The organism is Actinosynnema sp. NPDC049800 (genome assembly GCF_040656635.1).
Classification (GTDB): Bacteria; Actinomycetota; Actinomycetes; order Mycobacteriales; family Pseudonocardiaceae; genus Actinosynnema.
The window spans coordinates 222,676-247,461 of sequence record NZ_JBFAMT010000002.1 but is presented as its reverse complement, the minus strand read 5'-3'; the positions used below and the strand labels follow the sequence as shown (position 1 = coordinate 247,461).

At 69.0% G+C, this 24,786-nt stretch carries 27 protein-coding genes and 1 tRNA gene; 16 read left to right on the top strand and 12 right to left on the bottom strand.

Annotation, left to right across the window (positions count from 1 at the left end; genetic code table 11):
- Nucleotides 1-43: 43 nt before the first annotated feature.
- The 8 genes from AB0I91_RS03865 to AB0I91_RS03830 form a co-directional block, all read right to left on the bottom strand.
- Nucleotides 44-3,295, bottom strand: coding sequence for an LCP family protein (locus AB0I91_RS03865; protein ID WP_499635088.1), 3,252 nt, complete (start codon nucleotides 3,293-3,295; stop codon nucleotides 44-46).
- A gap of 210 nt (nucleotides 3,296-3,505) precedes the next feature.
- Nucleotides 3,506-4,369 (bottom strand): GGDEF domain-containing protein, encoded by an 864-nt coding sequence (locus AB0I91_RS03860; RefSeq protein ID WP_498785640.1) that lies wholly within the window; start codon nucleotides 4,367-4,369, stop codon nucleotides 3,506-3,508.
- A gap of 180 nt (nucleotides 4,370-4,549) precedes the next feature.
- Nucleotides 4,550-5,005 (bottom strand): hypothetical protein, encoded by a 456-nt coding sequence (locus AB0I91_RS03855; RefSeq protein ID WP_499612944.1) that lies wholly within the window; start codon nucleotides 5,003-5,005, stop codon nucleotides 4,550-4,552.
- Nucleotides 4,998-6,146, bottom strand: a complete 1,149-nt coding sequence (dusB, locus tag AB0I91_RS03850; RefSeq protein ID WP_499635085.1) for a tRNA dihydrouridine synthase DusB — start codon at nucleotides 6,144-6,146, stop codon at nucleotides 4,998-5,000. Before dusB ends, AB0I91_RS03855 begins: the two co-directional genes overlap by 8 nt.
- Before the next feature lie 43 nt (nucleotides 6,147-6,189).
- Nucleotides 6,190-6,804 (bottom strand): DUF4937 domain-containing protein, encoded by a 615-nt coding sequence (locus AB0I91_RS03845; RefSeq protein WP_499635082.1) that lies wholly within the window; start codon nucleotides 6,802-6,804, stop codon nucleotides 6,190-6,192.
- Nucleotides 6,805-6,900: 96 nt separating this feature from the next.
- Complete coding sequence (locus tag AB0I91_RS03840; protein WP_499612940.1) at nucleotides 6,901-7,326, bottom strand: superoxide dismutase; 426 nt, start codon at nucleotides 7,324-7,326, stop codon at nucleotides 6,901-6,903.
- Between the two features lie 803 nt (nucleotides 7,327-8,129).
- Nucleotides 8,130-8,471, bottom strand: a complete 342-nt coding sequence (locus tag AB0I91_RS03835; RefSeq protein ID WP_499635079.1) for a hypothetical protein — start codon at nucleotides 8,469-8,471, stop codon at nucleotides 8,130-8,132.
- A gap of 517 nt (nucleotides 8,472-8,988) precedes the next feature.
- Complete coding sequence (locus AB0I91_RS03830; RefSeq protein ID WP_499635076.1) at nucleotides 8,989-10,683, bottom strand: pentapeptide repeat-containing protein; 1,695 nt, start codon at nucleotides 10,681-10,683, stop codon at nucleotides 8,989-8,991.
- A gap of 572 nt (nucleotides 10,684-11,255) precedes the next feature.
- Here AB0I91_RS03830 and AB0I91_RS03825 point away from each other — a divergent pair.
- Nucleotides 11,256-11,903, top strand: a complete 648-nt coding sequence (locus AB0I91_RS03825) for an HAD family hydrolase (RefSeq protein ID WP_499635075.1) — start codon at nucleotides 11,256-11,258, stop codon at nucleotides 11,901-11,903.
- Between the two features lie 11 nt (nucleotides 11,904-11,914).
- Here the strand turns inward: AB0I91_RS03825 and AB0I91_RS03820 are convergent, their stop codons facing one another.
- On the bottom strand, nucleotides 11,915-13,363 hold the full coding sequence (locus AB0I91_RS03820; protein ID WP_499635072.1) for a helix-turn-helix domain-containing protein: 1,449 nt from the start codon (nucleotides 13,361-13,363) through the stop codon (nucleotides 11,915-11,917).
- A gap of 176 nt (nucleotides 13,364-13,539) precedes the next feature.
- Between AB0I91_RS03820 and AB0I91_RS03815 the strand changes: the two genes are divergently transcribed.
- Both AB0I91_RS03815 and AB0I91_RS03810 read left to right on the top strand, forming a co-directional pair.
- The gene (locus AB0I91_RS03815) at nucleotides 13,540-13,866 is read left to right on the top strand and encodes a hypothetical protein (protein WP_498785660.1); all 327 of its coding nucleotides are present in this window, start codon (nucleotides 13,540-13,542) and stop codon (nucleotides 13,864-13,866) included.
- A complete protein-coding gene (locus tag AB0I91_RS03810; protein WP_499635070.1) occupies nucleotides 13,863-14,204 on the top strand; it encodes a hypothetical protein in 342 nt (113 codons plus the stop codon). Before AB0I91_RS03815 ends, AB0I91_RS03810 begins: the two co-directional genes overlap by 4 nt.
- A gap of 127 nt (nucleotides 14,205-14,331) precedes the next feature.
- On the opposite strand, the gene AB0I91_RS03805 is transcribed toward AB0I91_RS03810, so the two are convergent.
- Entirely contained in the window at nucleotides 14,332-14,730 is a 399-nt protein-coding gene (locus AB0I91_RS03805) for a GntR family transcriptional regulator (protein ID WP_499635067.1), read from the bottom strand.
- Between the two features lie 135 nt (nucleotides 14,731-14,865).
- Here AB0I91_RS03805 and AB0I91_RS03800 point away from each other — a divergent pair, with 135 nt between their 5' ends.
- From AB0I91_RS03800 to AB0I91_RS03750, 11 genes are all read left to right on the top strand, one after another.
- The gene (locus AB0I91_RS03800; protein WP_499635065.1) at nucleotides 14,866-15,258 is read left to right on the top strand and encodes a hypothetical protein; all 393 of its coding nucleotides are present in this window, start codon (nucleotides 14,866-14,868) and stop codon (nucleotides 15,256-15,258) included.
- A gap of 188 nt (nucleotides 15,259-15,446) precedes the next feature.
- Nucleotides 15,447-15,845: a hypothetical protein gene (locus AB0I91_RS03795; RefSeq protein WP_499635063.1), complete on the top strand. Its 399-nt coding sequence runs from the start codon at nucleotides 15,447-15,449 to the stop codon at nucleotides 15,843-15,845.
- Nucleotides 15,820-16,080: a hypothetical protein gene (locus AB0I91_RS03790; protein WP_230566301.1), complete on the top strand. Its 261-nt coding sequence runs from the start codon at nucleotides 15,820-15,822 to the stop codon at nucleotides 16,078-16,080. The genes AB0I91_RS03795 and AB0I91_RS03790 overlap by 26 nt, the downstream gene beginning before the upstream one ends.
- Nucleotides 16,080-16,301 (top strand): hypothetical protein, encoded by a 222-nt coding sequence (locus tag AB0I91_RS03785; protein ID WP_499635060.1) that lies wholly within the window; start codon nucleotides 16,080-16,082, stop codon nucleotides 16,299-16,301. The genes AB0I91_RS03790 and AB0I91_RS03785 overlap by 1 nt, the downstream gene beginning before the upstream one ends.
- Nucleotides 16,302-16,390: 89 nt before the next feature.
- Nucleotides 16,391-17,764, top strand: coding sequence for an FtsK/SpoIIIE domain-containing protein (locus AB0I91_RS03780; protein ID WP_499635333.1), 1,374 nt, complete (start codon nucleotides 16,391-16,393; stop codon nucleotides 17,762-17,764).
- A gap of 32 nt (nucleotides 17,765-17,796) precedes the next feature.
- On the top strand, nucleotides 17,797-18,267 hold the full coding sequence (locus tag AB0I91_RS03775; protein WP_499635058.1) for a hypothetical protein: 471 nt from the start codon (nucleotides 17,797-17,799) through the stop codon (nucleotides 18,265-18,267).
- Between the two features lie 40 nt (nucleotides 18,268-18,307).
- Nucleotides 18,308-18,553 (top strand): transcriptional regulator, encoded by a 246-nt coding sequence (locus tag AB0I91_RS03770; RefSeq protein WP_499635056.1) that lies wholly within the window; start codon nucleotides 18,308-18,310, stop codon nucleotides 18,551-18,553.
- Nucleotides 18,528-19,292 (top strand): hypothetical protein, encoded by a 765-nt coding sequence (locus AB0I91_RS03765; protein WP_499635052.1) that lies wholly within the window; start codon nucleotides 18,528-18,530, stop codon nucleotides 19,290-19,292. Before AB0I91_RS03770 ends, AB0I91_RS03765 begins: the two co-directional genes overlap by 26 nt.
- Before the next feature lie 19 nt (nucleotides 19,293-19,311).
- Nucleotides 19,312-20,658, top strand: coding sequence for a replication initiator (locus AB0I91_RS03760; protein ID WP_499635049.1), 1,347 nt, complete (start codon nucleotides 19,312-19,314; stop codon nucleotides 20,656-20,658).
- Nucleotides 20,655-20,834: a helix-turn-helix domain-containing protein gene (locus tag AB0I91_RS03755; RefSeq protein ID WP_360791443.1), complete on the top strand. Its 180-nt coding sequence runs from the start codon at nucleotides 20,655-20,657 to the stop codon at nucleotides 20,832-20,834. Before AB0I91_RS03760 ends, AB0I91_RS03755 begins: the two co-directional genes overlap by 4 nt.
- Nucleotides 20,835-20,959: 125 nt before the next feature.
- A complete protein-coding gene (locus tag AB0I91_RS03750; RefSeq protein ID WP_499635047.1) occupies nucleotides 20,960-22,009 on the top strand; it encodes a tyrosine-type recombinase/integrase in 1,050 nt (349 codons plus the stop codon).
- A 53-nt stretch (nucleotides 22,010-22,062) separates the two neighbouring features.
- Here the strand turns inward: AB0I91_RS03750 and AB0I91_RS03745 are convergent.
- Nucleotides 22,063-22,138 (bottom strand) — tRNA-Lys (locus AB0I91_RS03745).
- 148 nt (nucleotides 22,139-22,286) lie between these two features.
- Here AB0I91_RS03745 and AB0I91_RS03740 point away from each other — a divergent pair.
- Nucleotides 22,287-23,153, top strand: coding sequence for an exodeoxyribonuclease III (locus AB0I91_RS03740; RefSeq protein ID WP_499635330.1), 867 nt, complete (start codon nucleotides 22,287-22,289; stop codon nucleotides 23,151-23,153).
- Here the strand turns inward: AB0I91_RS03740 and AB0I91_RS03735 are convergent.
- A complete protein-coding gene (locus tag AB0I91_RS03735; RefSeq protein WP_498776157.1) occupies nucleotides 23,150-24,166 on the bottom strand; it encodes an FAD-dependent monooxygenase in 1,017 nt (338 codons plus the stop codon). The two genes, AB0I91_RS03740 and AB0I91_RS03735, sit on opposite strands and share 4 nt — an antisense overlap.
- A 57-nt stretch (nucleotides 24,167-24,223) precedes the next feature.
- Between AB0I91_RS03735 and AB0I91_RS03730 the strand changes: the two genes are divergently transcribed.
- A complete protein-coding gene (locus AB0I91_RS03730) occupies nucleotides 24,224-24,769 on the top strand; it encodes a TetR/AcrR family transcriptional regulator (RefSeq protein ID WP_498776161.1) in 546 nt (181 codons plus the stop codon).
- The last annotated feature ends 17 nt before the right edge of the window (nucleotides 24,770-24,786 follow it).

Here is a 24,786-nt window from a genome sequence, read left to right as displayed (position 1 = left end):
CCGCCCCGGTGAACCCGGGGTGAACCCGAGACGTCCAGTCCTGTCAGGCGCAGGGGTCCTTCCCCGCGTTGACCACGTCCAGGTCCTCGGGCGGCGCCGTCTTGCCCGGATCGGTGCCCGCCGCCTGCGGCGCCCGGACCTCCTCGTCCCAGCCGGGCCCGATCAGCAGCTGCACCGAGCCGCCCATGTTCGCCTGGAACTGCAACGTCGCGCCGGGCACCGAGGACAGCAGCGTCGTCGCCGCGTCCTCCGCGCCGATCCCGTACAGGATCACGGTCTTCTCGGCGCGCGGCGCGTCACCGGCGATGACGACGTCGTAGCCGAGTTCCCGCAGCGCGAGGGTGGTCCGGCGGGACGCGCCGTCGTTGTCCGGGTCGCCGTTGCGCACCTGGACCTTCAGTCCCTTGTGGTCGATGACCTTGCCCTGCTTGGGGCCGGCCGGCGGGGTGGAGGTCTGCGTCGCGCCCTGGGCCGCCTGGTTCGGGTCGGCCGGCGTGTCGTCCGGGGTCTCCTCCGGCAGCGGCGTGCCGTCGATGATGGCCTGGAACAGCGCCTTGGTCTCCTCTTCCCGCAACAGCTCCAGGTTGTCGTCGTTGGACTTCGTGGCGCCCTCGGACGTCCGGTGCGGCACGGTGACGAACGTGACCCGGCCGGCTTCCAGGCTCTGCAACGACTGCGCCAGCGTCAGCATGTCGTTCACGCCGATGTTCTGGCCCACGGTGGACGCGGCGAACGCGTTGAGGAAGGCGTTGAGCTTGCCCGGGTTCAGCAGGATCTCCGACGACAACGCCTTGCGCAGCAACGACGACAGGAACTTCTGCTGCCGCGTGACGCGGTCGTAGTCGCCGAGCAGCTCGCCCTCGACCTTGCGGGCGCGCACGTAGTCCAGCGCCTTGTCGCCGTTGACCTCGAACTTGCCCGCCTTGTCGAAGATCAGGCCGAGCTCGTCGTCGTTCATCGGCTTCGGCACGCACACCGGGACGGTGCCGATGGCGTCGACCATGCCCTTGAAGCCGTTGAAGTCGACGCTGATGAAGTGGTTGATCTCCAGGCCGGTCAGCTCGGTCATGAACGCGCTGACGCACTTGGGCCCGCCGATGGCGTACGGCTCGTTGGCCTTCACGTCCTCCTCGGCCTCGAGCATCTCGCCGGTGTACTGGCCGGTGTTCGGATCCCACTTCTCGCACTTGGGCCGCTTGACGAGGAGGTCACGCGGCACGGAGACGACGACCATGCGCTTACGGTCGGCCGGGATGTGCGCGAGCATCAGCACGTCCGAGCGCGCGCCCGCGGTGTCCTCGGAGTTCGGGTCGCCGACGCCGTCCTGGGGCTTCGCGCCCGCACGGGTGTCCGAGCCGACGATGAGGAAGTTCTCGTCGCCGAGCTGCTTCTCCGCCTCGTGCACCGCGGCCGAGTTCGTGTTCAGCGCGTCGATCTCGGTGAACTTGCTGTCGATGTAGAACATCGCGCCCCAGCCGAGGCCGGTGGACACGAACACCAGCACGGCGGCGGCCAGCGCGACGACCTTGACCGCGCGCACGATCTTGCTGTGCTTGGCCGTGCGGCCGCGGCGGCGCGGGCCGTCGTCGTCGGGGTCGTCGACCGGCGAGGCGTACTCGGTGGCGTCCTCGTCGTGCTCGGCCTTCCACGGCATGAGCTTCTGGCGGCGTTCCTTGCGCAGGCGCTCCTGCTCGGCCAGCTCGTCGTGGACGGCGGAGAAGCGGGCCAGCGTGTGGTCGACCTCGCGACGCTTCTTGACGTCGTCGCTGATGGCCTCCATCTCCGTGGTGAGGCTGGCCGGGTCGATGGCCTCGCGCGGCTCCGGGCCCGCGTTGAGGCGGGCGGCGATGACGGGCGGCGCCGGGTCGGGAGCGGCGGGGCCCTCGTCGGCGAACCTCCGGCCGGGCACGTCGCCGACCGGCCGCGGTCCGCTGCCGTCCTCCGCGAGCCGGCGCGGTCCGCTGCCGTCGACCGGCACGACCGGTGGGCCTTCGGCGAGGCGGCGGGGTCCGCTGCCCTCGGGACGGCGGCTCGGGTCTTCACCGGGCGGGACGGGCGCGGGGCGGCGCGGGTCGACGGCCGGGTCGGGTCGGCGGCCGGGGCGCGGCGCGCCGGTCAGGTCGTGCGGGCCGCTGCCCTCGGCGGGGCGACGGGGTCCGTCGGCCGGGAGGCCGGGACGGGGGCGTTGGCCGGTGTGCTCGCCGGGCCGGGGCCCGTCCGCGAGCCGCCTCGCGATGCCGTCGGCGGGCGCGCCCTCGGCGACGCGGCGTCCGGGCGGTCCTGCTTCCTCGGGCCGCGGCCGGGGACCGCTGCCGTCCGGCAGGCGACGGGGCGCGTCGGGAGCCGGTGGCGGGTTGCCGTCCGCCGGACGTCGTGGCGCGAGGTCTTCGGGTCGCGGTCGAGGTCCGCTGCCGTCGGCGAGGCGGCGGGGCGCGTCGGGGGCCAGGTCTTCGGGGCGGGGGCCGCCGCCGTCCGCCAGGCGCCTGGGTGGTGCGTCGGGGGCGAGCCCTTCGGGCCGTGGCCGCGGTCCGCTGCCGTCGGGGAGCCGTCGACCCGGCGCGGCGCCGGGGAGGTCGGGGCGCGGGCGCCGGCCGGTGCTCTCGGCGGCACGTCGTGGCCCGGCCGGGTCCTGCGGGTGGCCGTTGGCCGGAAAGCGTTTGCCCGGCTCGCCGGGGGGCGCGGGGCGCGGGGCGGCGGGACGTCCCGGGCCGAGGTCGTCCGGTCGGCCGGCGTAACCGTTCGCGGGTCCGGCGGCCTGCGGGGGCGCGGGACGCCCGGGACGTGCCGGGCCGGGCTCGTCGGGACGGCGGCGGGCGCCGGTGTCCTCCGGCACGGGACGCGGCGTCCGGGTGCCGGTGCCGTCGTTCGCGGCGAAGAAGTCGTTCGGGGGCGGCGGTGCGCTCGGGCGTCGGCCGGCGACCGGCGGTGCGCCGTTGGTCGGCCTGGGCCGGGCGCCGGTGTCCTCCGGTGGCGGTGGCGCGTAGTCCGGCGGAGCCTGCCTGCGGGGCGGCTCCGGCGCGGCACGGCGGCCGGTTCCCTCGGGGGCGTGCCTGCCGTTCTGGGGCGGCGTGGGTCTGCGTGGCGGCTCTGGCTCGGGCGCGGCGCGCCTGCCGGTGTCCGACGGACCGGGCGGGACCGGGCGGGGGATGTTCGTGCGGCTGTGCTGTTCCAGCAGGTCGGACACGCTCAGCCCGCCATCGTCCAGCGACCTGCGGCGACGGCCGGTCGGCTGGTCCTCCTGAGGGGCCTGGTCACCTCCGGGTCCGGGGCCGCCACGGCGGGGCTCGTCGGGCACCCGGTCTCCCTTCAGCTTCGGTCATTAGTCGGTCGTCATCACGAGTTGACGACAGCAAGGACACATTGGTTGCACCAACGGCGTGTCACTTGCCTTGGCGATACTACGGATGACGGCCAGTCCTGACGACCACTCCCGGTGATACAGGGGTCGGCAGTACTCGGTTGCGCGCAGCAGACTACGTCCGAAAGGGTGAGTGGACGTGAGGTGTCAGTAACCGGCGACCCGCGATTCGGCTATACCTCGTCGCCCGGAAGCGGCACCCGCCAGGAGGACGCGGCCGTTCTCGCGGTAGGCGACGGCGTTCCGTCCTGACTGCTTGGCGGTGTAGAGCAAGCTGTCCGCGCGCAGGAGTTGCTGCTCCGGGGCGACCGGCGGACGGGTCGGCGCGCCGGCCGGCGGCGGCTCGTAGGCCAAGCCGATGCTGACGGTCACTCGCAAACCGGGCGCGAGGGAAGCCCAGGCGTGACGCTCGACACGCAGCCGGGCCGACTCGGCGATCTCCACGGCCGGCTCGGGCTCGACGTCGGGCAGCACGAGGACGAACTCCTCGCCGCCGTAGCGGGCGCAGAAACCGCCCTCCGGCAGCTCCTCCTGCAACAGCTCGACCACGCGCTGCAACACCCGGTCGCCCAAGAGGTGCCCGAACGTGTCATTCACCTGCTTGAACCAGTCCAGGTCGATCAACGCGATGGCGAGGCCCGCCGCGGTGGAGCCGCGCTCGGCGACCATGTCGAGCAGTCGCTCGTCCAGGTATCTGCGGTTGTAGCTGTCGGTGAGGCTGTCGCGCAGGCTCTGCTCGCGCGCCTCGGCGTGCTCGCGGCGCAGGCGGTCGACCTCCCGGCGCAGCTGCTCGGGCACCTGCGGCGGGTCGTCCTGGTCGGCGTAGACCAGGTCGAACGCCGAGCGCAGGTGCTGGTAGGCCTGCCGCCACTGGCCCCGGGAGGCGAGCAGCGCGGCGATCGACTCGTGCAGTTGCACCAGGCCGGTGCCCTCGCTCTCGGACGCGGGCATGCCTCCTCCGGGCCGGCCGTCGCGGTCGGACTCCGCGACTTCGGGTCGCAGTGCGGTCATCGCGCTCACCTCCCTCCTTGCCAAGGTGTCGTCTGATACGAGGCGACGCTTGAGCCGGCGGGACGCGTCATAGAGGGATTTCCCTCGACTGGTTGACCGTGCACTGCTCCGAACTAGTGGCATTCGGTGATCGAAAAGCCGACAAGTTCACGGAGCGTGGTCAACCGGGTCGGCGTCACCTCAATTGACGCACGGGGCGAAGCCGTAGGCCTTGCCGTTGAGCAGGACGACGTGCTGCGAGCCGATCTGGCTGCCGATCTCGGAGCCCTCCTGCACGACGGTCAGCGTGACCGCGACGACCAGCACCACGCCGCGCGGGTGCTCGTCCTCGCCGGGCGGCGCCCACGCCGGGTCCAGGCGCAGCGTCGACATGGTCGGCTGCACCTTGATCGTGCCCGCGGGCAGCTCGCAGTCCTCGTCGCGGAAGTCCGGGTGCTGGGTGTCCTTGAGCAGGTCGCGCTGCTCGCTCGTGCCCTGCCCGCCCGCCTCGTTGAGGTCGGCGAAGTAGCCGGACACCAGCTCCCGCTCCACGTCGGTGACCTGGAGCGGACGGGCCACGCCGGTGATCACCGAACCGCAGCCGGCCAGCAGGAGGGCGCACGCCAGCGCCATCGCGGCGCGCACCGCCTCAGCCACCCGAGTGCAGTTCGTCGGCGCCGACGGGCACGGTGACGTCCTCGGGGTCGTCCAGCCAGCCCTCGGGCAGCACGACCTTGCCGGGCGAGCCCTGCCGGCCGCGCGGCTCGTCGGCGTTGTCCGGGAACTCCAGCGTCGGGTCGAGCCTGCCGACCAGGTCGTCCAGCTCGGCGAGGGTGGACACCATGGCGAGGTTGCGCCGCAGCTCCGCGCCGACCGGGAAGCCCTTCAGGTACCAGGCCATGTGCTTGCGCAGGTCACGCAGGCCCTTGTCCTCGCCGAGGAAGTCCGCGAGCAGCGCGCCGTGCCGGCGCAGGATGTCCGCGACCTGGCCCAGGCGCGGCCCCGGTGGGATGGGCTCGCCCCGGAACGCCGCCTGCAGCTCGCCGAACAGCCACGGCCGGCCGAGGCAGCCGCGCCCGACGACGACGCCGTCGCAGCCGGTCCGGGCGACCATGTCCAGGGCGTCCCGGGCGCTGAAGATGTCGCCGTTGCCGAGCACGGGGATGCTGGTCACGGCCTCCTTCAGGCGGGCGATGGCGGACCAGTCGGCCTTGCCGGAGTAGCGCTGGGACGCGGTGCGGGCGTGCAGGGCGACCGCCTGCGCGCCCTCGTCCTCGGCGATGCGGCCCGCGTCGAGGTAGGTGAGGTGCTCGTCGTCGATGCCGATGCGGAACTTCACGGTCACGGGCACACCGGCAGGCTCGGCGGCGCGCACCGCGGCACGCACGATCTGCCGGAACAGCTGCCGCTTGTACGGCAGGGCCGCGCCGCCGCCCTTGCGCGTCACCTTGGGCACCGGGCAGCCGAAGTTCATGTCGATGTGGTCGGCCCGGTCCTCGGCCACGATGATCTTCGCGGCTTCGGACATCGACTTCGGGTCGACGCCGTAGAGCTGCATCGAGCGGGGGCTCTCGTCCGTGCCGAACGTGATCATCTGCATCGTCTTGGCGTCGCGTTCGACGATCGCCCGGGCGGTGATCATCTCGCAGACGTAGAGCGACGTGGGGCTGCCGAACTCGCGGCAGAGCTGCCGGAAGGCCACGTTGGTGATGCCCGCCATGGGTGCGAGCACGACGGCGGGATCGACCGGGTGGCGGCCGATCTTCAGGGGCTTGGTGGCGTGCAGGGCGGTGGACATCGCCGTCCATTGTCGCCCAGCGCTGGTAGTGGTGGGTGCCACATCACCGAATCGCCCTCACCCGCCACCCCTCCTCCAGCTCCAGGACGTGCCCGGTCGTGGACGTGATGTCGGCGTCCGCGCGGGCGCGGGCGCGCAGCCCGGGCACCTCGGCGGTGTACCGGTGGTGGGTGCGTGCGTCGGGCCAGAACGTGGCGACGAGGTGGCGGTCCGCGGACAGGCGCGCGACCACGCCGCCGAGCACGCCCGCCGCCACCATCGCCGGCGCCCACACCTCGCGCTGGACCTCGGTGAAGTGCTGCTGGGCGCCCTCGGCGAGCCGGCAGTCCGCGACGCGCAGCACGGGGCCCTCCAGCGCCTCGGCCACGGTCGCCGCCGTGCCGGGCAGGGTGAGGACCGTCTGACCGACCGCCACCGCGATGTTCCGGTAGCCGCTCGCGTCGGCTACCGCGTCGTGCCGGTCGCGCAGGAACACCTCGTGGCTCGCCGCGTCCGCCCACAGCGCGAGCACGTGCGCGCGGCCCGTTCGCGGGTCCCAACCGCCGACCTGCCCGACCAGCCCGGGCTGGTCGGCGATGACCGTCCACCTCGCCTGGGCCGCGCCGAACACGTCGCGCGATGCCTCCGGCACGTCACAGGTGATCCACTTCGCGAGCACCAACACCTCCGTCCGCCGAGGCCGTCGATCGTGCGACCTCGAGGGTGCTGGAGGTCAAGGGCCGGCGGCCGCGGCGGGATGGGGAGTGCGGCGAGTTCAGAACGGCACGGTGAGGCAGCCGAGCCGGGCGCCCGCCGTGCCGGCGTGACCGGGCTCGGTGTGGGTGTGCTCCTCGTGCAGCACGATCGACCCGGCCCGCCGTTCGCCGAACTGCCACGCCACCCGCGTCATCGCCTCACCACGGCCGTGCCCGTCGGTGGTGAAGTCGAGCCAGATCTCGTTGCGCGGGTTGGCGAACGCGGGATCCGTCGCACCGCCTTGGACGTGCTGGTAGTGCGGTCCGGCATCGGTCGGCTCCGTCCCGCAGGGGTTCACGTGCGCGTGCGCACCGTAGTCGCGGTCCGGCAGCAGACCACTGGCGCGCAGCAGCACGACCGTGCCGCCGTCCCTGGGCGCCACCACGACCTCCGCCCGCGCTCCGGCGGGCACACGGGGGTCATAGCTGATCAGTTCCCCGGCCACGGTCGTGACCGAAGCCGCAAGGGCGAGTGCCGCTACGAGGTGCATGGCACCTACTTATCGCCCACCCAGGGGCCACGCCAGCGCGATCACCCGTTCCGGTGGCGTCCCACACACATTCGCATTCCGGGCGCAGCACAATGGAAAAGAGTGGGCCGCCAGGGACTCGAACCCTGAACCCGAAGGTTGTGGATCTTACCTACTCGTCGTCTGTCGACGGCTTGCACTACCCACCACCACCTGCAATGTTCGCAGGTGTAAACGTCCATTGCAGACGATCAGATGCCGTCGCTTGTTGTCGTTTGTCGGGGGTAGCCGAGGGCTTCTATTTGGTCGTCACGCATGTCGACGGGCTGCGAGCGCGCTTCCCTCTGGAAGAGTCCACGTTGGACATATGGTGGTCGCCCGCCAGGTCAACACCGCGCTCACCCGGTCACGCCTATAGGCTCGCGCCGACCCAAGTCGAGAGCGGCACAGGAGGTTCAAAGTGAGCAAGGCTTCACTTGACCCCTCCAGCCCGAAGGTTGTTCACCAACTTGCGAACGCTGTCGGCGGCAGTCTGGCACTTCAGGCCGGACGCGACATGCACGTCTATTGCCTTGTGTATGTGACGTCACCCCTCTTCAAAAAACCCACACAGATCGGTATTGGTACACGGTGTGATTATCGCCTGACCAGCCGTTGACTAGCGGTGCCACCTGCGCACCACCACAGTTTTGCGTGGGGTGATCTTGCAAATGGTCCGACATTGGTTCAGTTGGGCCAGCTGCCGGTCGGGCGCGCCGCGACGGCTACAGGCCGTCGATCTACCGCACGAGCCACTCCCAGTAGCCCTGAGCGTTGGACACCTTCGTAGCGTCGTCAGGTAGGTAGACCTCGACGGCTCCGGCGTACTTTTTGCCAGGAAGCCAGTCCTCGTCGCCGAACCCCATGCGGCTGCCCTCTGGCGCACACTTCCAATAGGTGGACGGGTTGATCCTTCCGCTGGTGACGCCATTCGCACTGATGGCCGTGAACTGCGTGAAGAGGCTGGATGGCAGGTCCGAGGCATCGTAGGTACTACCCGTCTGCACCTCGATCCACAACAACTTGCGCGTCGTGCCACTGGGCGGGGGATCGCCCTCGTAGCCGCCAGTACAGTCCGACATCTTGCCGATGGTGAACTTCAGAGCACAGTCGGCCGCAGCGCATCCACCGCTCGCTTGCTCGCCGAGTCGGAACAGACTTGTCTTCGGAGTAGTCGAAGTAGGTGGTGACGTCGTCACTCGCGTCGTAGTGATAGTACTGGTCGTGGTCGACGTTCCTGTGGACGTATCACTTGAGGTTTGTTCACCTTCGGAACAGCTGGCAAGGACAGCCAGCATCAGACCTGCAAGGGTAAGACGATTGCGCATAGTGGCGAACCTCCGAGTCAGATCGGAAGTCGTGAACAATCACCGATCCGTTAGCCGGTCACCACTTGCGTTCGTTTGGTGACACTGCGTTGCCCCAGGCGCTCAAGGGCCATCACACTGCCAGCGACCAGCAACCCGCGACCTTCCGCGTAGGTCGAGGTCGACCCTGATCACGTGTGGTGCTGACAGGTGTCGCCGGTAGCGGTCGTTGCGGTCAAGGTTGCGTCCAGTCGAGCATAAATCCTCCCGATTCCCATACACTCTGGCCGGGCTAACTGCCATCGCGGACCGGTGTAAGGTAACCCCACTCTCCGTTCCGGCCCTCTATTACTGCTTCCTGCGGCGAACCCGGATCTGTGACATAGAACGCCACCGGCCAGTTCCTATTGGTGGCGTCAACTACATCGATTCGAACTCGTGCGTTGTCGAACACGGTGGCCCCCTTGAAAATCACCCTGTCGAACCTGACGTCCCCCTCGAACGTCGCCCTGCCGAACATAGCGATGCCCTCGAACGTCGTCCCGTCGAACCCGACGTCCCCCATGAACATCACCTCGACAAAACCGGCGACCCTCTCGAACGTTACCCCAACGAATCCGGCGAACGCCTCGAATGCTGCCCTGCTGAACCCGCCGAATCCGCCAAACGTAGCCCCGTCGAACACAGCGTCCCCAATGAATTTCGCCCCGCCGAACCCTGCAGCCCCCATGAATTTTGCTCCGCCGAACCCGCCGAACCCTCCGAATGTCGCCCCGTCGAACCCGGCGTTTCCCTGAAACGTCGCCCCGTCGAACCCGCCGAATCCGCCGAACGTGGCCCCGCCGAACACAGCATTCTCCTCAAACGTCGCCCCGTCGAACCCAGCGCTTCCCTGAAACGTCGCCCCGTCGAACCCGCCGAATCCGCCGAACGTGGCCCCGCCGAACACAGCATTCTCCTCAAACGTCGCTCCATTGAACCCGGTCAGCCCACCGAACGTAACCTGGTCGAACCTGGCGACTTTCTTGAACGTCGTCCCGTCGAACCCGGCGTCCCCCATAAACGTCACCTCATCGAACACGGCGATCCCCGCGAACATCACTCCGACGAACGCAGCATCGCCCTCAAACTTCGCCCCGGCGAACATGGCACCTCCCTCAAACGTCATGCCGATGAACCCCGCACCCCTCTCGAACTTCGCCCCGTCAAATTGAGCCGTCCCGACACGGCATCCATGAAGATCAAGCGCGATAAGTCTTGCCCCGGTGAGGTCAAGGTTGATGTGTTCCCAGAAGGTTTCCGTCGGGCGACCAGCGTCACACTGTGGGTGAAGATGCTCCGTGATGATGCGTTGCGCAGTAAGTCGTACCTCACGCTCCTGTATACGCCGTTCATTCTCGTCGCGATCTACGGTCGGCTCCGCACTCTCGCCAACCGCTGGCGTTTTCCACTGCTGCGGGATTATCAGCGCCTTGGCCCCTGTGGACTCGGTAGACACGGCATCAGGGCCAACCGGCGACTGGAAAGGCATCCGAAGGTAGGAGCACAACACGTTGACAATGGTCTGGCGCTGGTCTGGCGCATTCTGCGCCAGGCGTTCAAGCGCGTACATCCCACCGAGACGCACCGGGGCCTTCTCCGAGCCAAGCTGCTCCACCGCCTTGGTGTACAGCTCCGTAACCCGCCGCTCGGCGGCGTCCTGCTCCTGGTGCGCTTGGTCTGCGTCCTTCTGCCGCAGCGCTATCTCCGTGGCCTGCTGCCTCCGGGCCGCCAACCACAGAGCCGCGACTCCTCCGGTGCCCACCACGATGGTTCCGGCGGTTCTGATCGCGTCCAAGCGCGCCTTGTCGGCCTCGGTGCCAGCACCGTAGGACCACAGTAGAGCCGCCGCCAGACCCGCGCCGACCACCACCAAAAGCACGCCGAACCAGACGATGGTCTTGGTGGACAGGACCTTGTAAGCAGGTCGGTCCCGCTGGTCTCCCATGAGAAGAGGATCGTCGGTCGACTACAGGCAGTTACAACGGGTTCTTTGATCCGACGGAAGGGCTTCGCGCCATCCCGTCGACCTGGCGAAGCCCTATCACGGTTGCCGAGGGCCTGCGACATACCGGTCAGCTGGCGGCCGACGTGCCAGGCTCGCAGGCCCTCGGCAACCGTGATAGCCCTCCGGGAGGTCGACGGGATGGCACGAACCCTGGCCCACGCTGGCACGCATGCGTGCGCTGCCGCCTGGCCATCCTGGAGACCTGCCGCGCGGCGAGCGCATCTTTGATCTTTTGCGGACGCCTTCGGGGGCTGCTGGCCGTTCGTCGGTGACGACGGGACCGGCGCCCTTCCTCGCGCGGCACGCCCGCGGGCCGCCAGGCCCGCTTGGGCGGGCCGCACTACAGGGGCGTCGGTCCTTCGGCGTCGCCTTGGCACCAACGGCCAGCGGCCCCGGAGGGGGCCGCCTTGATGAAGAAAAGAAACTCTGAACACCGTGGTCAGGCCGCCTCAGTGCACGCTGGGGTCGATGTCAGTGTCGCGTGGCGGGCGGTGATGGCGTAGGAGTAGGGCATGGTCGCGGCGGTGGTGTTCGACGTGGGTGAGACGTTGTTGGACGACTCGCGGGAGTGGGGTGCTTGGGCGGACTGGGTTGGGGTGTCTCGGCATACGTTCTCGACGGTGCTGGGGGCGGTGACTGCGGCGGGGCGGGATAACGCGGAGACGTTCCAGTACTTCCGGCCTGGGTTTGATGTCGCCCGTGAGCGGCGGTTGCGGGAGGAGGCTGGGGTTGGGGAGCGGATCGAGGAGGGCGATCTGTACCCGGATGTGAGGGCTGGGTTGGAGCGGTTGAGAGAGCTGGGGGTCTGGGTTGGGGTGGCGGGGAACCAGACTGCTCGGGCGGCTGAGTTGCTGCGGCAGTTGAGGTTGCCGGTGGATGGGTTGGCGACGTCTGGTGAGTGGGGTGTGGCCAAGCCTGCGGCGGAGTTCTTTGAGCGGGTGGTGGGGATGACGCCTGCGGCGGTGGCTGGTGAGGTGCTCTACGTCGGTGATCACCGAGACAACGATGTTGTGGCGGCGAAGGCGGCTGGGCTACGCACCGCGTTGATCCGGCGCGGGCCGTGGGGATACCTGTGGGCGGATGACCCGTTGGTGCGTCGCGATGCCGATTGGGTCATCGACTCCCTGCACGACCTACCGGAGCTGCTGGCGAACGGCTGAGACGTAGCCGCTCAGCGAGCGCCCGCCCAGGCGGCGAGGTCGAGTAGGCCCGAGCTGAGTGACGGGTGAGTACGCAGCAACACCGACAGGGCTTGGCGGACCTGTGGATGGGCGCGCACGTGTTCGGGCGCTGCTTGGCGGGCGGCTTGCAGGCACAGGTAGGCGTCTTCGTGGTGGCCGAGGTCGAGTTGGGCTCGGGCCAGGTCGATGTAGTAGTGCGAGCGGCGTTCGGCGGGTAGTTCGGCGGGTGGGTGCCAGGTGGAGGCTCGTTGGATGCCTGCGGCGTCGCGTAGCTCGGCGGCGACGGCCAGCTCGTGGATACGCAGGGACGCGGGGCCGAAGGCGGTGCCGTGGTAGATGCCTTCGGGTGCGGCATGGGCGGCGTAGCGGGCGGTGAGTAGGTGGTCGGCGGCGATGTCGGCTTTGCCTGCTCGGGCGGCGACGACTGCGGCTCGCATGTGGAGTGCGCCGAAGGCGGCTGCGGTGGGTGCGTGTTTCAGGTCGCGGGTGGGGAGTTGGTCCGCGGCGTGGTCCAGGGCGCGGGCGGCGGTGTGGAGGTCGCCGCTGGCGAAGAACGTTTCGGTGCGCACGTAGGCCACTGCTGCGGGCAAGAGCGGGTTGTCGGCCTCGTTTGCGGTCGTGCGCATGAGGTCGATGAGGCGGGCCGAGAGGTCGAAGTAGCGGTATTTGTAGGCCACGCCGTCTGCCGCGCGTAGGGCCAGGGTCAGCAGGGATGCGACGTGGCGGCGGTCGGCTGGGTCGAAGAGTTGGCGGGCTCGGGCCAGTTCGCCGATCAGGGCGGGTAGGTGGCGGACGAGTTCGCCGTAGCGGGCTTCGAGGCGGTGCTCGTTCATGCGGGCGACGTCGGCGGCCAGCTCGGGGAGGCTTCGGGTGGGGCCGTCGTCGGGTAGGTCGAGGATGTCGAGCGCGCGGCGTAGGCGTGGGATGCCTACGTGCACGATGTCCGGTTCTTGGGCGGGCTGGGGTGGTGGTTGGTCGACCGGCGCCCATGACTGATGGGGCGAGTAGACCGGGCTCGGGTCCACGGTGCGGTTGGCGTAGAGGTTGCGGACGTCGTGGACTTCGCGCGCGGTGCCGTCGAACCAGCGGAGGTGGCGTGGGACGTGGAGGGCGTCGCACCAGCGTTCGAGGCGTTCGAGGTCGGTGACCGGGCGGCGGGAGCGTTCGACTTCGCTGACGCGGCCTTGGGTGAGTTCGAGCCAGGCGGCGAGGGTGGCTTGTGGGACGGTCGGGTTCTGGGCCTGGCGGTAGGCGCGGAAGACCTGGCCGATGTTGCGTGACTCGAACGCCTCGCGGATGGTGGGCTTGGCCCAGAACTCCGGCGGCAGTGTCGGGGCGCGGAGTGTAGAAGCCGCGGTGCAGCGGCCACAGTGTTCGCCCCGGTTGTCACTGGCCAGCAAGGTGTCACACGTGCGGCAGCGTCGCTTGGACGTGGTCACGTGGCCGTTCACCCCCTGGTCGAGCTGTGCCTACTTCGGAGTGTAACTCGGTGATTACCGTGCTGACCTGCGGTTAGTGGTGACGCCGATATCTGATCAGCCATTGGTATGGGATCGGTCTTCCTTCCGCGTGAATCTGGTCGAGTAAGTCCCAGGTGTACACGGAGGTCGAACCGATGGGGATGTACTTGCTCCTCCAGCCGGAGGAGGACGCCGAATCGGCGTTGGTGGAACGGGCACAGGGACATCCGTCCCTGGTGATCTCGTCCGGTGACGCGCGGCTGACCGTGCAGATCGCCGGACGTGAGGGTGGGGCGCAGCTCGCGATCAGCTTCGCGCGTGAGCTGGCCCAGTCGGCCACGCGGTTCGCCGACCGCTGCGAAGCGCTAACCAAGCTCGCACCGCTCGACTTCGAGCACTTGAGCGCCCTGGTGGGCACGACTCCTGACGAGGTGAACGCCCTGACGGCTTCGAAGCGTGAGGACGGGGAGGTCGACCAGTGAACGAGGTCGAAAACCTGAAGCCGTTGTGCGGTGAAGTGGAGTTCGAGGGGCTGCTGGACACGATGGTGACGACGGCTCCGCCGCGAGTGTTCGCCGTGGTGCAGGAGTTCGGCGAACGCGTGGACGCGTGGGTCGCCGCGTGGGGCTTTGCGTTCGAAGACCGTGCGGAGGTCTTCGCAGTGGATGACCACTCCCGCATGAGTCTCGGCAAGCCCGAGAACGCGTTGCACCTGTTCAGCAGCAAGCGCCACCAGCTGAGGGCACGGCTGGTCTGGCTGCCCGACGTCGGCGAGCGTCCGAAGTCGGAGACGGCGGAGGTGGCTACCTGCTCGGTGTAGCGGTCGAGGTTCGGGGTTCGGCGGGAACGGCAAGGGGGCGTGGTGTCTGAAGAGGACGAGTGGACGGCGGAGGACTGGCGGGATCTCCACGCCCAAGCCTCCGAACTCCTGGTGCGCCTGGAAGAACTCAGTGATCGGCTGAGTCGGGTTGAGGCTCGTCTGGCGTGGTCCCGAAAACCTCAGTCTCGACAGCGGCGACGCGCCGGCTGAGGTCGTCCAGGACCGAGTTGATGCGGTCGAACATCTGCCGAAGCTCATGCGGTGAGGGCACGTCGTCCCCCGCATGGGCTTCGGGCTTCTTCACCACGATGGTGCCCTCGCCCTGGCGGGAGATGACCAGTCCTTCGTTGCGAAGCTGGTCCAGCGCCTTCTGCAACGTCATCACGGCGCGGCCGTACTTGGTCTGAAGCTCGGTTAGGGACGGGAGCTTGTCGCCGACCTCGACTTCGTCGGACGCGATGTAGTGGCGCAGGTCGTCTGCGATCTGCTGGTACGCAGGTCTGCGGTCGGTTGCGTCGGGGCGCATGAACAGACTGTAGCGATAGAGCTAGCACTGCTGGAAGTCACTCGATCGGCCTAGTGTCTCTTATAGCTCTACTAGCTATGTTGGTTGTAGCGACAGGGCGACACCGGGTCGTCCTGCGAAGTGGAGGTATCCGAGATGGCGCTTCAGGACTTGCCGGTGATGCTCGGCGGTTACCGACTGATGATCACGGAGGCTCCAGCGGCGAAGATGCGTGAGGCCGACGACGGCACGGTGACGCCCGTGGTCGACCGCACCTCGGGTGAGGTGCAGTACGTGGTGACGCTGTTCGCCAAGCCGCTGCCGGTTGAAGGGCGGAAGGCGGGCAAGGGCGAGGAGATCCGCGTCAACCTGCCCGGTGACCCCGGCGAGGGGTTCGAAGAGGGCATGTATGTGGAGCTGGTCAACGCGGTGGTGAACACGTACGAAATCCCGGACCGTGTGGACCCGCGCAAGATCGCCTCGGCTGGCCTGTGGTTCAAGGCGGCGGGGTTGAAGCCGGTGGCGCGTCCGGTGCGCAGCGCGGCCTGATCATCGCACGCGTGCTCTGAGAATTTCCAAGCTCCTGTTTGGGGCTGTCTGATCTTTGTCAATTCCACAGTGGGTAGAGCCATGCCTGAATCCGGCGCTTGCTCGATAAGCGCCGGGGTTTTCGGTGAGCCCGGAGTCGGCTTCGTCGGTTCCGGGTTTGCCGTGGTCCCCGATATCGGAGGTGGGTCGTGCTCGAAGTCAACGATTACCCGGTCAAGGTCAATGTCGAACCTCCGGAAGAAGCGGAGTTGAAGGAAGCGATGACCGCGCTCGGTCGGATCTGTTCGCAAGGTGACGGCTACGTGCTGACCGTGCGCTCTCGACGGGTGTTCCGTGCTGTCGGGTCGCGCGGGATGCGGCGGTCGGCGGCGTGGGAGACGGCGGCGGTTCACCGGCTGGGCAATCTCGCCTTGATTTTCCCGGTGCCGGAGCCGGTGGTCCTGCGGACGGGAGCCGTGCACGCCCCCGTCAACCTGCTGCTCCCTACGGAGTTGGGGTTCGAGGTGGCGGAAGCGTGGCGCGAGCTGACGGGGCCAGGTGCGCGCGAGGAGGCAGGTGTGGATGGCAGGACAAAACAAGCGAGCTGAGCAGCGGTACGCGAACCTCGTCAACGCGATCGACTTCGTGACCGAACAGTTTGACCCGTTGGACAAACTGATCGCGAAGATGCGGGAGAACCCTTCTCCGCCGGGTTCGTGGCGGGTCACGCCGCCCGATGAGTTGAAGAAGTTGCTCGCCACGGTTCGACAGAGCCTGACGAACTTGAAAGACCAAGCGGCCCGTTATGAGACCGAGCTGAAGACTCGGGAGTGGAAGGTCTGATGTCACAGGAATTGACCACGGCTTTGGAGTGCATGGACAAGTCCATGCGGCAACTGCGTCTGGCGATGCTGGACGTCCCGTATCGGCGGGAGGGGTTCAAGAGCCAGCACAACGTGTTCGTGCGGTCGGTCGCGGTTCTGCGGACTTCGTTGTCCTACTCGCGTTCGCAGCTCGAACCGCTGTCCGCTCGTCGGCGTCGGCGAGGCAGTCCGCGCAAGTAGCGCATCTCCACGTCACGGCAACGGCCGATCACTACTCCTCGGTGGTCGGCCGTTGCCGTGCCTGACAGAAGGAACGATGCATGTCGCAGATGAGTACGGGCGCGTCCCGTCGTTCAGTTGGGTGGGAGTTCCGCACGGCGCGGTGGTTCGTCCGTCACCCCGGTGCGGTGGTTGGTCCGGGTGCGCTGGGAGCCTCGGTGGTCGAGGTCGGGCCAGAAGTGACCGGTGGCGTTCTCGGCGGCCTGGCGGCGGGCACCGCGGCTTGGTACCGGGCGCATCCGGACACGTTCGACACATGGGCCGCGCCGGTGCTGCGGGCGTGGCGGCGTCGGTGGGCCGGTGCCTATACCGGGCGACGCTGGGTGAACCTGATGGGCTCGTGCGGGTTGACCACGGTGCACTACCGGACCGGGGAAGTGCTGGTGCCGCGTGTGCTGCGGGTCCGGTCCTGGTCGCCGTCCATTGACGTGGTGCGGGTTCGGTTGGTGCCTGGTCAGGCGTTGCGGGCGTTCGCGGCGGTGCTGCCGGAGCTGGCGGCGACGCTCAAGGCTGAACGGGTCGCTGTCGAGCAGGGCAAACCCGGTGAGGTTGTGCTGATCATCCAGCGCGATGAGCCGTTCGACCGGGTCATCCCTGCACCTGCCATGCCGGAATCCTCTGACGCGGTCGACCTGCGGTCGCTGTGCCTGGGGGAAACCGAGCTGGGTGGGGAGTGGCGTGAGCCGCTGACCGGGACGCACCACCTGACGGCCGGTGCCACCGGTGCGGGCAAGAACTCGGTGGTCATGGCGAAACTGCGGGCCGTTGCGCCGATGATCCGTGACGGGCTGGTGCGGCCGTGGGTGTGTGACCCGAAGCTGTTCGAGTTCGTCGCGCTCAAGCCGATCCTCGACGGTCGGTATGCCGACACCCCGGAGGACTGCGCCGAGTTGATCGAGCGGTTCGTGGACAACATGGGGCGCAAGCAGAAGCGGTTGCAGCGCAAGGGGAAGCGCTCAGTTCCGGTGTCGCGTGAGCATCCGGTGGACTGGCTGATCCTCGATGAGGTCGGCTTCCTGATGTCCTACAACTCCGAGTACGCGCACGAGATCACCAACGCCTGCGCCGTCATCTCCTCCATGGGCCGCGCCACCAACGACGTGCTCGACGTGTACGTCCAGGAGCCGTCCAAGGACGTGCTGCCGATCCGCGATCTGCTCCCGCACCGGGTCTGCCTGCGGGTGACCTCCGAACGGCATCCGGACATGGTCCTGGGCGACGGGGCTCGTGAGCGTGGCGCGATCGCCGACGAGATCCCGGCTGACCCCTCCAGCGCCGGTATCGGTTACCGCGTCGACTCGCGCTCCCGCACTCCCCGCCGCGTGCGTGCGGCCTACACCAGCGACCACGAAATTGACGAGCTGGTCGCGTTCGTCAAGGCGGGGCCGGCCGACTCCGGTTCGGGTCTGCGCGTCGTCGCCTGACCTCATCACCTACTGACTTCTGGAGCTTTGCCATGCCCTCGAACAGCTCTCGTTCTCTCGACCGGATCATCCGCACTCTGCGGTCGCTCATGCGATCCACCGGGTTGCCCCGGCCGGATCGGTTGTTCATCTCGACTGTGACCCGCTCGGTTCAGGTCGAGTTCGCCTCCGGCACGGCATCCGACCGGTTGGGTTCGCTGCTGCTGTGGGTGACCCGGCTGGACGGTGTGGCGCTCACCTGGTCCCTGCACGCGGATTACACCCTGATTGTGGAGGCCACAGCCCGGAACGCGGCGGGCTTGAGGTTCGACCTGACCGCCTTGGCGGCCGTCTCGGACTTCGAGGGAACCCCTGGGCGTGACGGTTCGGTGGTTCTCGCTGGGACGTTCCACCTGGTGCCCTCAGTGGCCGAGTCGGTGACTTTCGAGGAGGTCGCCCGCCTGGTCCACCTCGGCCGCGCGGTGGCTGCTCGTCGCCGCGTGGCCGATGCAACGGCTGCGTGAGCGGGCGACCATGCCGCACACGATCAAGCTCCGACGCGACGTGTTCACCAAGGCCGCTCGACTTGCCGGTTTCCGGTCGGACTACGCCCTCGCCAAGGCGATGGACGTCAACCGCTCCACGGTCGCTCGCGTGCTGGCCGGCGAGCTACAGCCCGGATCCGCGTTCATCGCCGGGGCGCTGCTCGCGCTCACGCCGATGCAGTTCCACGACCTGTTCCACATCGTCCCGGACCAGCGGCGGATGTCTCGGGAGGTGATCGGTGTTCCGGAAGCACAGGACCGATGACCAGGGCGAAACGCGCACGGTACAGAGGCTGCGCGCCCGTCTCGCAGAGTCACACCAACTGCACGACCTGACCTCCGATCCGCTGTTGCACGCCGTCCGCCTGGAGCGCTTCCGCGTCTCGATCACCCGCTCTATGTGGTTCTTTCTCGCCCTCGGACTGGGCTTCACCACCACCGGAGTACACGAGTTCCTAGCCGGACACCTGACGCCGGCTGCGGCGCTGTGGTGGGGCGCGTGGCTGGTCGAGCCGGCCTTGGCGGGCATCCTTGTCACGCTGCTGCGGTGGGAAGCGGAGATGCTGTCCCACGGCCTGGCCGTCGACGCCGCTCCGGTCGTCTGGCTCAAGCGGCTCCTGCTCGGTGCAACCCTGATCACCAACGTGTGGTCATCGCTGCGCCCGCCGTCCGGCCAGGTCGAGTACGGCGTGGTCTTCCTCCACGTCGTCGTGCCGCTGGTCGTGTTCCTCATCGCCGAAGTCATGCCGGTTATCCAGCACCGCTGCAACGCCGCCCGTGACCGCGTGATGGCCACTGCGGCACCAACGCCGACCACCGCCACGGCCCTCAGTGCGCCTCGTACGGCGCTCAAGCTCCCGTCCCACCTGCAAGCCGTCCTCGGCACCAAAGCCGCTGAAGTCCGCGAACAGGGCCGCGCCATCACTCCGGCCGACGTGCAAGCCGCGGTGAACGTCCCCGACGCCTTCGCGGCCCAGCTCGCCGATCAGCTCAACGCCGCCTGACCACGGAAAGGAGGAGCCTTTGGTCCTCGCACTCGAAGATCGCATCGCCGACCGGGTCCAACGGGCCGACTACCGGGACTGGCGCGACAAGGTCACCGCCACCGGCGGATGCCTCGCACCGATCCGCCTGTTCGGAGCCTGGCAACTCCACAACCTCGACAGTACGAAAGTCCTCGCCCACCTCGGAGGCGACGTCATGGTGCCGTGCGGCAACCGCCGCGCCTCCGTCTGCCCGTCCTGCTCCGACCGGTACGCGGCCGACGCCTTCCACCTCATGCGAGCGGGCCTGTCCGGCGGCAGTAAGGGTGTCTCTGAGACCGTCGCAGAGAAGCCGCGAGTGTTCGCCACCTTGACCGCCCCGTCCTTCGGCGCGGTCCACAACCGGCGCGAGACCGGCGGCGGCAAGGTACGGCCGTGCACGGGGTGCGGCGAGTTCCACCATCCCGCTGACCCTCGCATCGGTGGCGCGGTCGACCCGGACACGTACGACTATGTCGGAGCGGTGTTGTGGCAGGCGCACGCCGGGAAGCTGTGGCACCGGTTCACGATCGCGCTGCGGCGGGCGCTGGCTCGTGCAGCCGGGCTGACGGTGAGGGACTTCAAGGACCACGCGCGGCTCTCGTACGCCAAGGTCGCCGAGTACCAGCGGCGCGGCCTGGTCCACTTCCACGCCGTCATCCGGATCGACGGCCCTGACGGCTCCCATGACCCGGCGCCCGCGTGGGCGACCGTGGACCTGGTCGACCACGCGGTTCGGGCTGCGGCCCGCTCCGTCCGGGTTGAGTCCTTCCGGCCGGATGGCACGGTGATCGACCTGGTCTGGGGTGAACAGGTCGATGTGCGTCCCATCCGGGCCGCCTCGGCGCACCAGGTCGAGGACGACGCGGGGGCGGTCAGTGACGGCAAGCTCGCGGCCTACGTCGCCAAGTACGCCACCAAGGGCACAGGGGCGCGCGACACCCCGGACCGGCCGATCCGGTCGCAGCTCGACATCGACCACCTGCGGGTCTCCGACCACCACCGACGCATGATCCAAACCGCCTGGGACCTCGGTGACCTGCACTTCTACGACGACCTGAACCTGCGGAAGTGGGCACACATGCTCGCCTTCCGGGGCCACTTCCTGACCAAGTCCAAGCACTACTCGACCACCTTCAAACGCATCCGTGAGGACCGGCGGGCCTTCCGAGCGGCCGAAACGCTCGAACGGCTCGGCCTGGCGGCCGAAGAGGTGATCGTCGTCAACGACTGGGCCTACGTGGGCTCCGGCTACGCCAACGACGCAGAGCGCGAACTGGCCTCCGGCATCGCCGAACGCCTCCGTGCCCAACGCCAACGCCGATACACAAAGGAGGACGCAGCGTGAACGAAATCTGGGACATCGAGCAGGTGGCGGCCTACCTCCGCATCCCGGTCAACACCATCTACCAGTGGCGGACCAGGAAGTACGGGCCTCCCGGCCGCCGGGTCGGCAAGCACCTGCGCTTCAACGCCGCCGACGTCAAGGCGTGGTTCGAGTCGTTGCCGACCGAGGCGGCCTGATGGGCAGAAGACCGATGCCGGTCGGCACCTACGGGAAGATCAGGGTCGAGACCCTCGGCCCGAAGCGGTACCGGGCTCGTTGTCGGTACCGCGACTTCAACGGCAAGGTCTACGACGTCGAGCGCATGGGCACCAGCCGCACGAACGCCGAGAACAACCTCAAGGCCGCTATCCGTGACTGGGTGACACCGGTCGCGGGGGCGACCGTCACAGCAAGTACCAGGTTCCGCGACGTCGCCGCTCGGTGGCTGGCCGAGCTGGTGCGCGACGCCGAACGGGAGTTCCGTTCCTGGGGCACGGTGGACACGTACCGCAACCGGCTGGAAGGGCTCGTGCTCCCGGCCGTGGGTGACCTGCGGATGAACGAGCTGTCCACGCCGATCCTGGACGCTCTCTGCAAGAAGGTCCGGGACAACTCCAGCGCAAGCTCGGCGAAGACGGTCAGGGCCGTTCTGAGTGGCGTCTGTGCCTACGCGGTGCGGCACGGGGCGCTGGAGGGCAACCCGGCGCGGGAGATCACCCGTCTGGAGAGCAAGCGGGCGAAGAACCGGCCGCAGAAGTCGCGGGCGCTGACCGCCACCGAAGTGCTCGACCTGCTCAAGAAGCTGGACCGGGACGAGCGGGCCGTGAAGGACGATCTGCCGGACCTCATCAGGTTCTTCCTGGCGACCGGTGAGCGGACAGGGGAGGCGCTGGGGGCGCACTGGCCGGACTTCAACGCAGAGGCACGACAGCTGGCGATGTCCGGGAACGTCATCCGGGCGCGTGGGCGGGGCAGGATCGTGAATCGGGGCAAGACCGAGAACGCCGAACGACCTATTCCGCTTCCGGACTGGTGCGTCACCATGCTTGTCGAAAGACGGGAGAAGGCGGCCGACCAGGAAGGTCCGATCTTCCCCAGTTCGACCGGCACGATCCGTGAAGCAACCAACGTCCGCAATCGCGCGTGGAAGCCGTTCATCGCGCGAGCGGGCTACGAATGGGTGACTTTCCGAACCTTTCGGCGGACGGTCGCGACGCTGCTCGATGAGGCCGGCTTGACGGCCCGGCAGATCGCCGACCTGCTCGGTCACTCCCGGCCGTCGATGATGCAGGACGTGTACATGGGCCGCCGGTCACCCGGTCGGGCGGCGGCGGACGCGCTCGGGGCGGTCATCCGGGTAAGTGAGGGGTAAATGAGGGCTGGAAGGTTGCTCGGTCTCCGACAGATCGTCGTGACCAGCAAGTCTGGTGGGCCGCCAGGGACTCGAACCCTGAACCCGAAGATTAAAAGTCTCCTGCTCTGCCAATTGAGCTAGCAGCCCGTGGCCGACAGCTTACCGAGACCGGGGCTCCCGGTGAGCGAGGTGGTCGACCGGGTGGTGTGGGTGGCGTCACGTTCGGTCGCACGGCGTACGGAGCAGTGCAGGTCAGGGGGTTGACGCTGCGTCCCGGAGGCGTATGCGGACTACGGTGGGGTTCGTGCGGGTGGCTACTTGGAACGTGAACTCGGTCAAGCAGCGGGTGCCGCGGTTGTTGCCGTGGCTCGACCAGAGGCAGCCCGATGTCGTCTGCCTGCAGGAGACGAAACTCGCGGACGACGCGTTCGCGGCCCTGCTCGGTGACGAGTTGTCCGCCCGCGGCTACGAGGTGGCGGCGCACGGCGAGAGCCGGTGGAACGGTGTGGCGATCCTGTCGAGGATCGGGCTGGACGACGTGGTCGACGGGCTCGCGGACGGGCCCGGGTTTCCGCACCCCGAGGCGCGGGCGGTGGCGGCCACCTGCGGTGGGGTGCGGGTGCACTCCGTCTACGTGCCCAACGGGCGGACGCCGGACTCCGACCACTACCACTACAAGCTGGCCTGGCTGGCGGCGTTGCGGGACGTGGTGGCGGCCGGGCCGGCGGACGCCCTGGTCTGCGGCGACGTCAACATCGCGCCCACCGACGCGGACGTGTTCGACCCGGCGGCCTACGTCGGCCACACGCACGTGACCGGGCCCGAGCGGGAGGCGCTGGCGGCGCTGCGGGCGGTCGGGCTGCACGACGTGGTCCGCGACCGGTGGCCGGACGAACGCGTCTTCACCTACTGGGACTACCGCGCCGGCATGTTCCACCAGGACCTCGGCATGCGCATCGACCTCGTCCTGGCGTCCGGCCCGGTCGCCGCACGGGTCGAGGCCGCCTGGGTCGACCGGCACGCCCGCAAGGGCACCGGGCCGAGCGACCACGCCCCCGTGATCGTCGACCTGGACGAGGCGCCCGACGGCGACATCGGCCCGGTCGTGCCGCCGCCGTCCGCGCCGCGCACCCGCAAGTCGGTGAAGCTCCCGCAGTCCTAGCCCGCCAACTCGTCGGGCTCCAGGTCCGCGCTCCACGACGGCTGCGGCGCCAAGGCCAGCGCCACCCGCAGACCCGCGTCGCGCACCCCGGTGAACCGGCGCATCCGGGCCAGCCGGTTGAGCTGGAGCGACCGCGCGGCCAGCCGTTGCGTCACCCGGCGGCGCTCCGAGTCGTACCGACGCAACCCCGCGTCGACGTCGTCACCCGCCAGGCACTCCGCCAGCACGACGCCGTCGACGATCGCCTGGCACGCGCCCTGCCCGAGGTCCGGTGTCATGGCGTGCGCGGCGTCACCGAGCAGCGCCACCCGCCCGGAGACGTAGCTCGGCAACGGCGACAGGAACAGCAGCTCGTGCCGCAGCACGTCGGTGGCCGAGGCGAGCACGCGCGGGATCGGGTCGTGCCAGTCCGCGAACAACGAGAGGTCGGGCCCCATCGCGTACCAGTTGGTGCGCCCGTCGGCCTGCGGCGTGAGGCCGAACTTGCCGCCACGGCCCCACGTCTCACCGCCCGCGTCGACCGGGACGTCCACCGTGCCGCGCCACCCGACCGCCCCCGACCGGCGGACCGACGCGTCGAACAGCTCGCCGCGCACCGCGCTGTGGATGCCGTCCGCCCCGATGACGACGTCGTACCCGGCGCAGTCCGCCAAGCCCGCCGCCGTGCCGAACCGGACCACCCCGTCCGGCAACGCCCCCGCGAGCACGCCCAGCAACGCCGGCCGGGTGAGCAGGTGCACCGAGCTCGCCGCGATGGTCCCGATCACCGTCCCGTCCGGCTTGCGCACCACCCCGTCCGCCTGCCGCCGCCCGACCCGCCGGGCCGCGTCGCCCACGCCCAGCCGGTCCAACGCCGCGAACGCGTCGGGCCAGATCCCGAGCCCCGTGCCGACGTCGGGCAACGCCGCCGAGCGCTCGAAGACGTCCACCGCCCACCCGTGCCGTCGCATCCCGATGGCCGCGGCCAGGCCGCCGACCCCTCCACCGATCACCGCTGCGCGCCGAAGTCCCATGCGGCACACCGTACTACAGCTGTAGTGATCAACACTACGGGTGTAGTGTCCGTGCCGATGACCAGGCAACAGCAGGTACTCGACGCCGCGATCCGCGTCCTCGGCACGGGCGGCATGCGCCAGCTCACCCACCGCGCCGTCGACACCGAAGCCGGCCTGCCGCAGGGCTCGACGTCCAACCACTTCCGCACCCGCGACGCGTTGATCGGCGCCGTCCTGGGCCGCCTGCTCGAACACGAGACCGCGCTGTGGGCGAGCGTGGCCGGCGACGTCACCACCCCCGAGGCCCTCGCCGACGCCGTCGGCGCGCTGGTCGAGCGACTGGCCGAGGACCGCGTCCTCACGCTCGCCCGCCACGCGCTGTTCGTCGAAGTCGCCCAACGCACCGAACTGCGCGGCCACGTGGACCGGGCCCACCGCGAGATCGGGTCCTGGGCGCTACCCCTGATCGCCGGCCTCGGCTCGACGAACCCTCCCGCCGACCTGGCGCTGCTCCTCGCCGTGATCGACGGTCTGCTGGCCAACGAGCTGGCGAACCCGAGCCCTCGCTTCGATCCCACCGCGGCGCTGCGCACGGTCCTCCGGGGGATGCTCGTGCACTGACCGGGGTGATCCGACCG